Source organism: Streptomyces sp. NPDC093260 (genome assembly GCF_040683715.1).
In the GTDB taxonomy this organism is placed as follows: Bacteria; Actinomycetota; Actinomycetes; order Streptomycetales; family Streptomycetaceae; genus Streptomyces; species Streptomyces sennicomposti.
This window is the reverse complement of sequence record NZ_JBFBEK010000008.1, coordinates 269,724-282,167: the sequence shown is the minus strand read 5'-3', so window position 1 is coordinate 282,167 and position 12,444 is coordinate 269,724. Positions and strand designations below refer to the sequence as shown.

The window sequence follows — 12,444 nt, the reverse complement described above, 5'->3', positions numbered from 1 at the left end:
GTCCGCGCCGCCGGGAGCCGGGGACGGGCGCGCCGTCGCGAGGCGTTCCGCGCTCCCGGCGGCGCGGACCACCGGTCCGTCGTGGGCCGTCCCCTGCGCGGACTGCTCCTCGGCACCCCCCGGGGCACCTGGGGGCCGACTTCGCGGTCCTGGTGCTGGCCGCCGCGGCCGGGATCGCGGCCGCCTCCGCCCTGCTCGGCCGGCTGGCCCGCTGACCGGCTGCGGCGGCCCGGCCGGCCGAACCGGTCGTCCGGCCCGCCGCGGATCCGGCCCGACGTGACGTGCGGCACCCCTCCGGCAGCCTCCGGAGGCATTCGACAGGGGATACCTCCAGCGCACGGCTTGATCGTTGATCAAAGCGCTGGAATCACCTGGCCACGGCGCATTCCGCGCATTTGACAGTGCGCTTCGCCCACAGATAGGAAGCAGCTCTGAAGTCGAGAGGTTGCATTGTGTACGAGCCGAACGTGGTCGGGGACTGGCAGGAGTACGACGAGCACGCCGGTCTGCGTGTCCGCGTGCACAGCCTGGAAGAGGCCGAGCCGCCGCGCGGACGCGACGACGCCGCCGAGGGGCTGACCTACTTCCGCGTCCGGGTCACCGTCGAGAACCGCGGCTCGCAGCCCCTCGGCATCCACCTCGAGGACGGCCAGCTCGACGTGCGGATCGGCCCGGACGGCGAGAGCGCGTTCGTCGACTGGCGCAACTCCCAGTTCATCGAGGGGTACGACGTCCACCCGCTGCGCCGCGCCACGGCGGTGCTGTACGCGGCGGCCCCCGAGGCCGCCCTCTCCCAGGTGGACGTCCAGGTCCAGCTGCGCGTCGAGGACGAGTGGACCGGCCGGCGGCTGTGGTCCGGCGGCATCGGCGTGCAGGAGGGACCCGTCGGCGCGGCCTCGCCCTGCTGCGCGGGACAGGGCACCCTGGCCCACCAGATCAGCGACTTCCTGCGCGACCAGGCCGAACCGGGCGCCACCGGCTGACCCCGTTGCGCCCACCGGCCCCCGACGGCCGACGCGTACGAACGCCCGCCCCGCGGATCTCCGCCGGGCGGGCGTTCGCGTCCCGAGGCCCAGCGCTCGGCTCGACCCCTCGCTCAGTGCGGGATGCCGTCGATGATGTCGCGGGCGCCCTGCCGCAGCAGGGCGACGGCGACCGACGTGCCGAGGGTGGCGGCGTCCAGCCGGCCGGCCCACTCGTGCGCGTTCAGCCGGGTCTTGCCGTCGGGCGTGAACACACACGCCCGCAGCGACAGCTCTCCGCCCCGGTCGACCTGCGCGTACCCGGCGATCGGGCTGTTGCAGTGCCCCTGCAGCACATGCAGGAACATGCGTTCGGCGGTGGCCGCCCGGTAGGTGTCGGCGTCGCCGAGGTCGCTCACCACGCCGATCAGCTCGCTGTCGTCCTCCCGGCACTGCAGGGCGAGGATGCCCGCGCCGATCGGCGGCATCATCGTCTCCGGCGACAGCACCTCGCTGACGGCGTCGGTCCGCCCGATGCGCTCCAGGCCCGAGGCCGCCAGCAGCAGCGCGTCCGCCTCCCCGGCCGCCAGTTTCTCCAGCCGCCGGTTGGCGTTGCCGCGGAACGGCACGCAGGTCAGATGCGGGTGGGTCGCGGCCAGCTGGGCGATGCGCCGCACCGCGGAGGTGCCGATCCGGGTGCCGGGCGGCAGCTCGTCGAGGGTGAGCCCACCCGGATGGACGAGCGCGTCGCGGACGTCGTCCCGCTTCAGGAACGCGGCGAACGTGGTGCCCGCCGGCAGCGGCCGGTCGGCCGGCACGTCCTTGAGGCAGTGCACCGCGAGGTCCGCCTCGCCGGCCAGCAGCGCGGCGTCCACCTCCTTGGTGAACGCCCCCTTGCCCTCCACCTTCGACAGTTCCCCGAGCCACTTGTCGCCGGTGGTCTTGACCGGCACCACCTCGGTGCGCACCCCGGGGTGCAGGGCGGCCAGCTCGGCGCGGACGCGTTCCACCTGGGCGAGCGCCATCGGTGAGTCGCGGGAGACGATACGGATCAGTTCCGGCACGGACATGCGGGACACGATAGACCGTCGGCGCCCTTCCCGGCGCCGCTCACCCGTTCGGCGCCCCGCGCCTGACGCGCCCTCACCTCGGCGTGTCCCCGGGAAGATCTGCCGCCGACTCCTCCGGCGTGAGGTCCGGGCGCAGCCGCAGCCAGGACGGCTGGCGCAGCAGGCCCGCCCGGGTGCGGACGCTGTAGCGCACCTCGCCGACCAGCCGGGGCAGCACCCAGTGTGCGCCGCGCACCGCCGGGACGGGATCGAAGGGGCAGGCGTCGGTCGCCAGGGCCGCGAGCAGCCCGGCCAGTTGGGTCCGCTCGGTCCCGCTCCAGCCGGTGCCGACGCTGCCGACGTAGCGCAGCCGGCCACCCCCGCGCTGGCCGACCAGCACCGCGCCCGGCAGCCCGGTCAGCCGTCCCTTGCCCGGCAGCCAGCCGCCGACGACGACGTCCTCGCTGAGCATGTTGCGGATCTTGATCCAGGCCCGCGAGCGCACCCCCGGCTCGTACACCGAGTCCAGCCGCTTGCACACCAGCCCCTCCAGACCGTGTTCGCGGGTGGCGGCCAGGGCCTCGGCGCCGTGCCCGACGATGGCCCGCGGCGTGGACCAGCGCGGCCCCTGAAGGGCCAGCGACTCCAGGCGCTCGCGGCGCCGGACGTAGGGCAGCGCGAGCAGCGACCGCGTCCCCAGGTGCAGGACGTCGAACAGCGCCATGTGGACGGGGACCCGCGCCGCCCGGCGGGCCGCCAGGGCGGGGGAGTGCGCGAGTCCCATCCGGTGCTGGAGCAGCTGGAAACTGGCCCGGCCGCTCTCGTCCAGGGCCAGGACCTCGCCGTCCAGGACGGCCGGCGTCGTGCCGAGGGCCGCGCCGAGCGGGGCGAGCTCCGGGTAGGCCGCGGTGATCTCCTCGCCGGAGCGGGCCCGCAGCACCAGCGAGCCGTCGCCGGGCAGATACGCCACCGCTCGCTGGCCGTCCTGCTTCGTCTCGTAGGCCCAGCGGGCGTCCTGCGAGGCCGGCGGCAGGACGCCGGGCGTGGCGAGCATGGGCGCGATCAGCGGCAGGGTCACGGCTGAGATCTCGACGGCGCGCCCCGGCGTGAAGCCCCCGCCCGGCCACTTTCGCCCGATCGGGCGGTCACCCCGTGCTCTTGCCTACCGTCCAGTAGGATCGCGCCCCCAGCGCCCCTACGAGGAGGTACCGTGCCCCGGTCCGAACGTTCACCGCTCCTGCTCGCCGGGCTGCTGGCCACGGCCGGCGTCGCCCACCTCGCGATCCCCCGGCAGTTCGACGCGATCGTCCCGCGCCTCCTGCCGGGATCCGCCCGCACCTGGACCCGCGCCAGCGGCGTCGCCGAGTTCGCGCTGGCGGCGGGCCTCGCCCTGCCCCGCACCCGCAAGGCGGCCGCCCACGCGACGGCCGCCTTCTTCGTCGGCGTCTTCCCGGCCCACATCCAGATGGCCGTCGACTGGCGCGACCGCCCCGCGCCCCAGAAGGCCGCGGCCCTCGCCCGCATGCCCCTCCAGGTCCCCCTGGTCCTGTGGGCCCGCAGCGTCGCCAGGAACGCCCGCACCGGAGTGTGAGCCGGACGGCCGGCTCACGCGCCCCGGCCCGTTCCCGCGCGCTTGAGGGGCTGTGGTGCGCCCCTCGACGGCGGAGCCGAAGACGCCGACGCCGCGAACTGCGCCGCGCCCTGAGCGCGTCCGCCGGCTCGCTGGAGGACCGGGCCGACGGCGTCCTGAAGCCCGTCCCGCCCGAGGAGACCGACGACGTGGTGCTGCTGGCCCGCACCCGCCCTCGGCCCCGGCCAGGTCGCCACCTGGGACATCAGTCCGGACCCCGCGAACGTGGCCGCCCCCGGCAGGCCGCCGCCGAGCGACTGGCCGCCAGGGGCCGGGAGGAGACCGCGTTCGTCACCGAACTGCTCGTCAGCGAACGGGTCACCAACGCCGTCCGCTACGGCGGACCCCCCGTCCAGCTCAGGCTGGTCCGCGACCGCACCCTCAGCTGCGAGGTGTCCGGCTCCCGTTCGACCTCACGGTCCACCTCACCGCACCTGCGCCGCACCCACGCCTACGGCGGGGGCGGCCGCGGACTGCTCCTGGTCGCCCAGCTCACCCGGCGCTGCGGCAGCAGGCCGAGCGGCCGGGGCAGGACCATCCGGTGGGAGCAGCCGCTGGCGCCGCGCTGAGCGGCTACTCCTCGCCGCCCTCCGTCGCGACCTGGGCGAGGGTCCGCCCGGTGCGCACCGAGCGGGCCCGGCGCGGATCGGGGGTGCCGTGCGCCTCGGTACGGCCCGGTCCCTTGCGCACCAGCAGCCACGCCTCCTCCTCGCCGCCACGGCCGTCGCGGAAGCGGGTCAGGGCGTACTCGCCGTGCAGCTTCTCGCCGTGCAGCCGGAAGGTGGCGTGCCCGCGCTCCAGCGACTCGGCGAAGTCGACCGGCCGCCCCCGCCGGTCGTGGCTCAGCGGCTCGTACGTGCCCCGGTCCCAGACGATCACCGTGCCGCCGCCGTACTCGCCCTTCGGGATCACGCCCTCGAAGTGCTCGTACTCCAGCGGATGGTCCTCGGTGGGCACCGCGAGCCGTTTGTCGTGCGGGTCGTCGGAGGGCCCCTTCGGGACCGACCACGACCTCAGCACATCGCCCACCTGGAGCCGGAAGTCGAAATGCATCCGGCGCGCGTCATGGATCTGCACCACGAACCGCGGCTCCTCGCCGGCCGGGGCACGCTGCCCCGACGGCTCCCTGGTCCGCTCGAAGTCGCGCTTGCCCCGGTACTCCCGCAGCCGGTCGTCCGCACCCACGCCGGGCCTCCCTTCCGCTCACCGCGTGCACCGACGCGTCCGGGTACCCCCGGCAGGGCGGCCGACGCGCCGGCGGCCGCCTCGAGGCCCTGTCGACCCCGGGCCCGATCGCTGTCACGATCTTGCGGAGGACGACGCCACCGGACGGACGACCAGCGGAGCGCACATGACGACGGGCACGGGACCACAGGCACAGGCGCAGGCCCACGGACGGGCAGCGGCGGCGGACGGGCGGCCGGCGGCGATCGACGTCAGGCCGGTCGCCGGACACATCGGGGCCGAGATCACCGGCGTCGATCTGGCCGGGGAGCTGGACGACACCGTGGTCGCCGAGATCCGCGCGGCGGTGCTGCGCTGGAAGGTGGTCTTCTTCCGCGGGCAGCGACTGGACCACGCGGCACACGTCGCCTTCGCCCGCCGCTTCGGCGCCCCCGTGGTGCTGCGGCGGCGCGGCGGCGCCTCCCCGGCGGGCTTCCCCGAGGTGGAGACCACCGCCGACCGGCTGGAACTGGGCGGCCGGTACGGGATGGACCACGAGGAATGGCTGCGGCGCCGCCGGCACACCCTGCTGCGCGGCTGGCACTGCGACCACGGCGCCCGCGTCGACCCGCCCGCGGCGACCATCCTGCGCGCGGAGACCGTGCCGCCGTACGGCGGGGACACCACCTGGGCCAACCTGGCCGCCGCCTACGCCGGACTGTCCGCCCCGGTGCGCGCCTTCGTGGACGGCCTGCGCGCCGAGCACCGGCTCGGCGTCGGCTACCAGCCGCGCCCCGGCGACGACGCCTACCTGCGTCATCTGCTGGACCACCAGATCGCCACCGTGCACCCGCTGGTGCGCGTCCACCCCGAGACGGGGGAGCGGGTGCTGTTCGTCAACGGCTACTACGTCGAGCAGATCGAGGGCCTGTCCCGCCCGGAGAGCGCGGCGATCCTGGAGATGCTGCTGGAACAGGCGGTCCGGCCCGAGTACACGGTCCGCTTCCGCTGGGAACCGGGCAGCGTCGCCTTCTGGGACAACCGCGCCACCGTCCACCTGGCCCCGTCCGACAACGCCCACCTGGACCACCCGCGGGTCATGCACCGCGTGATGCTGGCCGGCGACGTGCCGGCCGGCGTGGACGGCACGGCCTCCACCCCGGTCACCGGCAGTACGCCGGGGCAGTGGTGACCCGGGTCAGACCAGCGGGATGACCACCTCGTCCTCGACGGGCGGATCGACCTCCTGCGCCCGGGCGCCCGTCGCCGCGAAGCAGCGCAGCCGCACCGCTTGCGGAGTGACGTCCAGCCGCAGGAAGGACTTGAAGAACGGCGGGCTGTAGGTCGCCGAGCCGGGGGAGAAGAGCCGGGTGTAGAGCTTGCGCACCGGCAGGCGGAGGCGGTTGTTGCGGTCCGGCCGCCGGCCCGCGCCCAGCAGGCTCGCCACCAGGCGCATCCGCCGGGTGACCCGGACGGGCCCGGTCCGCGGCCGGACGGGCGGGACGCCGAGCCGCTCGGCGACCACGGCCGTCGCCTCGGCCTCGGTGAGGGCGAAGAAGCGGGGCAGCCGCAGCCGGCGGCCGTAGAGCCGGCTGTAGAAGGCGAGGGAGTCGCCGCGCAGCGGGTAGCAGCGGAACTCCCGCTCCGTCACGTTCGCCACCGACACCCGCGGGATGGTGTGCGTGGCGTGCATGAACGCGCCGCCGCCGCCGGAGACGACGTACTGGACGACCCGCCCGTCCACCTCCACCGGATAGCGCTGGTAGTTGTGGATGTCGCCGCCGATCGCTGCCACGTAGCGGTGGGCCGGGTCGCGCACGACGTCGTCGACGGTGCCGCCGCCCTCGATGGGGCAGGGGTGGTGCTCGCCGTCCACGTACAGCGGCGAACCGGTGACGAGGATCTTCGGCCGGGGACCGCGCGACACCTCCCGCAGCCACGCCCCCTGTTCGGCGTCGAGCGTCCCGAGCAGCCCGGTGTCGATGCCGACGATCCGTACCGGGCCCGCGTCGATCGCCCAGTAGGGGCCCGGCTGTACGGCCTGCTGACCCGGCGCTGCCCGCAGCTTCCGCGCCTCGGCGAAGGCCGCCTCGTCGGCCGGGCGGGGCCGGTGCCACAGCAGCGCCCGGAGCCAGGCCCGGGTCAGCGGGCGGGGCCTCGGCTCCGGCTCCGGCTCCGGCGACGGGGCGTCGTCGCAGAAGACGCGCATGAACCCGGCCAGGTCCTCGTACCAGTCGTGATTGCCGGGAACCGCGTACACCGGGGCCGGGTAGTCCTGGTACGGCCGGAAGAACTTGGTGCCGTAGTCGTCCGCGCTGCCCACCGGATAGATCACGTCGCTGGCTATCACGGCGAACGACGTGTCCTGACTCACTTTCAGGAAGCCCGGGACGACAGCGTACTGGGACTCGTCGCCCTCCCCGGTGTCCCCGAGGACCATGAAGGAGAATCGGTCCCCCTCGGAGCGGCGGATCACCCGGTCCGCCGGGGCGCCGGCCGCCACCTGCCGCGCCGCCCAGCGGCTGCGGGTACGCCCCGTGGGGTCGCCGAACCAGGACGCGACCACGCCGTTGCGGGCGGCCCACAGGGTCCGGGGGTTCAGCCAGGACAGCTTCTCGACCCGGCCGGGCAGCAGCAGCCGGTACTCGCCGCGTTCGGCGGCGTTCCAGCCGGCGCCTTCGACGGTATCGCGTGAGGAGTCGGACACGCCGTGCACCGTAACAACTACGGTGCCGCCCGGTTGCGGCGGGTCGGTGTCAACTGCCCTTCCGCGTAGGGGAGGCGATTCACCGCCGGGGCGGGCGCCGCACGCGGCTCCGCCCGGACCGCGTGCGGCGGGGGCCTCACTCGAACCGCGAGGTGTCGCCCGCGCCGCGCCGCACGATCTCCGCCTCGCCGCCGGAGAAGTCGACGACCGTGGTCGGCTCGGTGCCGCAGTCGCCCGAGTCGACCACCGCGTCCAGCACATGGTCGAGCCGGTCCTTGATCTCCCAGCCCTGGGTCATCGGCTCGTCCTCGCCGGGCAGCAGCAGCGTGCTGGACAGCAGCGGCTCGCCCAGCTCGGCCACCAACGCCCGCGCGACCGCGTGGTCCGGGATGCGCACCCCGACCGTCTTCTTCTTCGGGTGCTGCAGCATCCGCGGCACCTCCCGGGTGGCCGGGAGGATGAAGGTGTAACTGCCGGGCGTGGACGCCTTGATGGCGCGGAACACGTCGTTGTCGATCCGCACGAACTGGCCGAGCTGTGCGAAGTCCTCGCACACCAGGGTGAAGTGATGCCGGTCGTCCAGCCGGCGGATCGCCCGGATCCGCTCCACCCCGTCCCGGCTGCCGAGCCGGCAGCCCAGGGCGTAGCAGGAGTCCGTCGGATACGCGATCAGCGCCCCCTCGCGCAGGCTGTCGGCCACCTGGCGCAGGGCGCGCGGCTGGGGGTTGTCCGGATGAATGTCGAAGTACTTCGCCATCCGCCGAGCTTATGCCGTACCCCGGCGGAACGCCGCGCGGCGCGGACCGGCGCGGAGCGTGCCGCACCGGCGGGCCGCGAACCCGTTCCGGATCCGTGGGCTTACTCCGCGCATCCCGGGGAACCAGAGGTGTACAGCGTCCGGGAGCTCTCCCCCCGGCACCGGACGCGCGGCTTCGCCGGCCGCTCACCTCCCCCCCCCGTGACCCGCCGGCGAAGCCGCCATCCCTCCTCGGGCGGCGCGCACCGCGCCGCCATCTGCCCGGTCCCGCCCCGCCGCGCGCGTCACTGATAACGTCCTCGACCGTAAAGACCGAGGTCAGTGCCGGTGGCACCGGGAGAGAGGAGAGGGCTGAGATGGCCGGCCGAGAGGATCGGGACACCGTGACGCACGGTCCGCTGAGCCCGTCGGCGGCCCGGGCCGAGGAACTCCTGGACCAGCTGCGGCCGGGCGGCCGGGACGTACGCAAGGTCGTGGCCTGGCTCGCCGACGCCGTGCACGGCACGGCCTGCCTCCTGGACGGCGCCGGCACCCCCCTCGCCGGAGAGCCGGGACTCCTGGCCGATGCTCTGATCACCGACCTGCTCGCCGGACGGCTCGCCTCCGCCGCCCTCCAGGACCGGGGCCGGCACGTCCACGCGGTGTGCGTGGGCCGCCCCCACGCACCCCCGGCCGGTGTGCTGGCCGTCGCCCGCGCCACACCCTTCGACCGGCCGGCCGCCGAACTGCTCAGCCGTACCGCGGCCGTGATCGAACTGCTGCTGCGGGCCGAAGCGAACGCCGCGGCCGGACGCCGCCTCGAACAGGCCGCCTCCGCGCTGCGCCTGGCCGTCCTGCAACTGCTGATGGTGGAGGACACCGTCTCCGCCCGCCGGGTGGCGGCCGGTCTGTGGCCGGGCCTGCTCGACACCGACACCGCCACCGTCTACGTCGTGGAGGTCCACCCCGACGAGCGTGAGCGGCTGACCGCCGAGTGCCTGGCCGCCACCGGCCGGCAGGCCCTCGTCGTCCGCTGCCCCGCCGTCGACGGCCACGTCATCGTCGTCGCCCCCGCCGAGACCGTCGGACGCACCCTGCGCTCGCTGGTCGGCACCCGCCCGCACACCTACCTGGGCGGCAGCACCCGGCACACCCTCGCCCGGACCGCCACGGCGTACGGGCAGGCCGTCAGCGCCCTCGCGCTCGCCCGGGTCCGCCCCGACGGCACCGCCGTCTACGCCGAGCGCACCCACCCCGAGCGTCTGATGGACCCCGGCGCGCTGCGCGCCTGGTCCGGCCGGCTGCTGCGCCCGCTGGACGCCCTGCCCCACCACACCCGCGCCGAACTGGTCGCCACCACCCGGCTCGGGCTGGAGTTCACCGCGGTGAGCACCGCTCAGATCCTCGGTGTCAGCCGCAACACCGTACGGGCCCGAATGGAGCGGGTGGAACGTTTCCTCAGCGCCGACTTCTCCCAGCTGACCGTCCGGGCCGCCGTCCACCTGGCCCTGAACACCGAGGCGGTCCACGGCCCCGCCCCGGCCACCGCCCCGCCGGACGGCGGCGTACGCCTCGCCGACCTGCTGGCCGACGCGGCGCTGCGCACCTGGGCGCACGAACTGCTCGGCCGCCTGGCCGCCGACACCCGCGACGTACGCGGCACCCTGCGCGCCTGGATCGCCGCCGGCGGCAACGCCGAACGCGCCGCCCACCGGCTCGGCGTCCACGCGCAGACCGTGCGCGAGCACGTACGCGGCGTGGAACCCGTCCTGGAACGCCGCCTGCTCACCGGCGGCAGCGATCTGTACGAGGTCGTCCTGGCCCATCTGGCCACGGGCGACCTCGAACCGCCCGCCCTGGACGGGTGGCCGCGAGGCGGTCCCGGCCCGCTTGGACGCCCGTCCGCGCGCGGACATGAATGAGGGCATTGCGGACTCACCTGTGCACGAGTGAGTCCTCCGGCTGCCCGAAAGGGCATCGGCGCGGTACCGACGGCTTCCCGGGGCACGTAGGTTCGACGGGCCGCGGACGCAGTCCGCGAGCCGCGCGCGGAGGCCGGACCGGAACGGGGGACCGGCCCGGCCTCCAGCCCGCACGGTGCGCGCCCACCGTGCCGGGCGGGCCGCACGGCGCAGCCGCCCCGGAGGCTTGCGCCTCACCGCTACGGAAGCCGCGTGGCACCGTCCCGGAGGCCGCGCACCGCGGTGTCCCGGAGGCCGTCGGCGGCCGCCCTGTGAGGAACACCACCGCACCGCCGACTCCCTTGCGCGCGGGACCGGTTGGGGTGGTCACGGGACCCGGGGACGGGGCTCGTGCCGCCACCGCCCCGGGACTTCTGTGAAGATGGGCAACCGCTGTGCCCGGCCACGTCTCACCGTCGAGCCGCCTCTGGCGGCACAGCACGGCACGCCGTCCGGCCCCTCACGCAAAGCGACCTCCCGTGGCTTCCTCCACCCCTGTCTCCCCGGCCCCGCCCGCCACCTCGGGCCGTCGCCGGGTGTCCCCGCCCGCGCCCCGCCGCCCCGAACGCCGTGCGGCGACGGGCGAGGACCGCGCCCCGTGGCGCGCTTTGCGCCACACCGGCATGCGCTGGTGGTCCGCCGCCAATCTGGTGTCCAACGCGGGCACCTGGATGCAGCTGACCGCCCAGAACCTCCTGGTGCTCCACCTCACCGGCTCCGCAGCCGCGACCGGCCTGTCACTGTCCGTGCAGGCCGCCCCCGGACTGCTGTTCGGCGTCCTCGGCGGCTCCGTGGTGGACGCCTGGCCGCGCCGGCTCACCGCCACGGTGAGCCAGGCCCTCCTCGCCCTCGTCGGCTTCCTCACCGCGGCACTCGTCCTCACCGGTCATCTGACGGTGCCGGTGCTCATGGCGCTCGGGGCCGTCACCGGCCTCGTCGCCACCGTCGACGCGCCCGCCTGCGCCCTGTTCGGCAACGACCTCGTCCCGCCGAAGGACGTGGCCTCGTCGATCGCGCTGGGCTCCGTGGTGAGCGGCGCCGGCCGGGTGGGCGGCACCGCGCTGGCCGGTGTGGTGGTCAGCTGGTGGGGCCCCGGAGCGGCGTACGTCGCGAACGGGGTGTCGTTCCTGGCCGTCGCCGCGGTGATCCCCTTCCTGCGCCCGCACCCCGCCGCGGGGGAACAGACTCCGGTGTCCCGGAGAGCGACGGAGCGGACCGCCGGCCCGGCGCCCGAACGGCGGGGCACCGCGGCGCGCGACGGCCTCGCGTTCTTCCTGCGCCGCCCGCGCCTGGTCGCGTTGGCCGGCATCACCGCGCTCAGCAGCGTCTTCGGCCGGAACTACGGCCTGACCCTGGCCGTCCTGGTCACCGGGCCGCTGGGCGGCGCCGCCGGGGCCTTCGGGACGGTCTCCACCGTGCTGGCCGTGGGCGGCGTGGCCGGTGCGGTGCTGGCCGGCCGGCTGCGCAGCCCCTCGGTCCGGCTGGTCGGCGCGCTCGCCGCCACCGGCGCCGTGCTCCAGATCGGGGCCGGTCTGTCCCCGAGCCTGTGGGTCCTGCTGCTGCTCGTCGCGCCGATGGCCGTGGTGGAGTCCGTCTCCGACACGGCCGGCACGACCGTGCTCCAGACCGATCCGCCGGCGCACCTGCGCGGCCGCGTCCTCGGCGTGTGGCGTACCGCCGGCACGGGCTGGAGCCTGGTCGGTCCTCCGCTGCTGGGTCTGCTGATGCAGACCGCGGGCGCCCGGGGCGCGCTCGTGATCGGTGGCGTCCTGGTCGCGGGCGCGATCGGCGCCGGAGCCGTCCTGCGCGGCCGCAGGGCCCGGCGCGCAGGCGCGGGCGCGCGGCGCACCGTCCCCGTCACCTTCATGCCGGTCCCGGGCCGTCGCCCGGCACCGGCCGCTCCCGCCGCCTGCACGACCCCCGCCCACGGCGAACTCTGCGCCGCAGGCTGCACCCCGGTGGCCTGACCACCCGGCCCATGGTGGCCTGCCGGTGCGGATCGGGGCGGCCCACCCGTACGGCCTGCGGCATCCGGTGCGTGCGGACCGTGCCGGCCTACCCGTACGGCTCCAGGTGCTCCACGCGTACGGCTCACCCCAGCGGGCCCCGCGCGGTGCGCGCGTTCCGCACGGAGCCGGTCCGGCGGCTGTGGCGTGCCGTCCCGGTGGCCCGGGCGCGGACCGGTCGCGGAGGGCGTCGGCCGTTCGCCCGCCCGGGCGGCGGCTCCGCAACGCG

At 75.6% G+C, this 12,444-nt stretch carries 10 protein-coding genes and 1 pseudogene; 6 read left to right on the top strand and 5 right to left on the bottom strand.

From position 1 onward, the window contains the following. Window positions 1-452 precede the first annotated feature (452 nt). Window positions 453-983: a hypothetical protein gene (locus AB0N63_RS13390; RefSeq protein ID WP_365528147.1), complete on the top strand. Its 531-nt coding sequence runs from the start codon at window positions 453-455 to the stop codon at window positions 981-983. Between the two features lie 113 nt (window positions 984-1,096). On the opposite strand, the gene hemC is transcribed toward AB0N63_RS13390, so the two are convergent. Beyond that, window positions 1,097-2,032: a hydroxymethylbilane synthase gene (gene hemC, locus AB0N63_RS13385; RefSeq protein ID WP_365528144.1), complete on the bottom strand. Its 936-nt coding sequence runs from the start codon at window positions 2,030-2,032 to the stop codon at window positions 1,097-1,099. Window positions 2,033-2,105: 73 nt separating this feature from the next. Beyond that, the gene (locus AB0N63_RS13380; RefSeq protein ID WP_365528142.1) at window positions 2,106-3,089 is read right to left on the bottom strand and encodes an ATP-dependent DNA ligase; all 984 of its coding nucleotides are present in this window, start codon (window positions 3,087-3,089) and stop codon (window positions 2,106-2,108) included. 132 nt (window positions 3,090-3,221) lie between these two features. Between AB0N63_RS13380 and AB0N63_RS13375 the strand changes: the two genes are divergently transcribed. Together AB0N63_RS13375 and AB0N63_RS13370 are read left to right on the top strand one after the other, a co-directional pair. Next, on the top strand, window positions 3,222-3,602 hold the full coding sequence (locus AB0N63_RS13375) for a MauE/DoxX family redox-associated membrane protein (RefSeq protein WP_365528140.1): 381 nt from the start codon (window positions 3,222-3,224) through the stop codon (window positions 3,600-3,602). A 95-nt stretch (window positions 3,603-3,697) separates the two neighbouring features. Then, window positions 3,698-4,210: pseudogene (locus tag AB0N63_RS13370) on the top strand (ATP-binding protein); the annotation flags it as partial. A gap of 4 nt (window positions 4,211-4,214) precedes the next feature. Here AB0N63_RS13370 and AB0N63_RS13365 read toward each other — a convergent pair. Beyond that, a complete protein-coding gene (locus AB0N63_RS13365) occupies window positions 4,215-4,826 on the bottom strand; it encodes a DNA polymerase ligase N-terminal domain-containing protein (protein ID WP_365528137.1) in 612 nt (203 codons plus the stop codon). A 166-nt stretch (window positions 4,827-4,992) separates the two neighbouring features. Between AB0N63_RS13365 and AB0N63_RS13360 the strand changes: the two genes are divergently transcribed. Further along, complete coding sequence (locus AB0N63_RS13360) at window positions 4,993-5,997, top strand: TauD/TfdA family dioxygenase (RefSeq protein WP_365528135.1); 1,005 nt, start codon at window positions 4,993-4,995, stop codon at window positions 5,995-5,997. Window positions 5,998-6,003: 6 nt separating this feature from the next. On the opposite strand, the gene AB0N63_RS13355 is transcribed toward AB0N63_RS13360, so the two are convergent. Beyond that, a complete protein-coding gene (locus AB0N63_RS13355; protein ID WP_365528132.1) occupies window positions 6,004-7,512 on the bottom strand; it encodes a metallophosphoesterase in 1,509 nt (502 codons plus the stop codon). A gap of 136 nt (window positions 7,513-7,648) precedes the next feature. Then, window positions 7,649-8,269, bottom strand: a complete 621-nt coding sequence (locus tag AB0N63_RS13350) for an L-threonylcarbamoyladenylate synthase (RefSeq protein WP_365528130.1) — start codon at window positions 8,267-8,269, stop codon at window positions 7,649-7,651. 356 nt (window positions 8,270-8,625) lie between these two features. Here AB0N63_RS13350 and AB0N63_RS13345 point away from each other — a divergent pair, with 356 nt between their 5' ends. Both AB0N63_RS13345 and AB0N63_RS13340 read left to right on the top strand, forming a co-directional pair. Beyond that, complete coding sequence (locus AB0N63_RS13345) at window positions 8,626-10,170, top strand: helix-turn-helix domain-containing protein (protein ID WP_365528127.1); 1,545 nt, start codon at window positions 8,626-8,628, stop codon at window positions 10,168-10,170. 575 nt (window positions 10,171-10,745) lie between these two features. Beyond that, a complete protein-coding gene (locus AB0N63_RS13340) occupies window positions 10,746-12,176 on the top strand; it encodes an MFS transporter (RefSeq protein WP_365528173.1) in 1,431 nt (476 codons plus the stop codon). The last annotated feature ends 268 nt before the right edge of the window (window positions 12,177-12,444 follow it).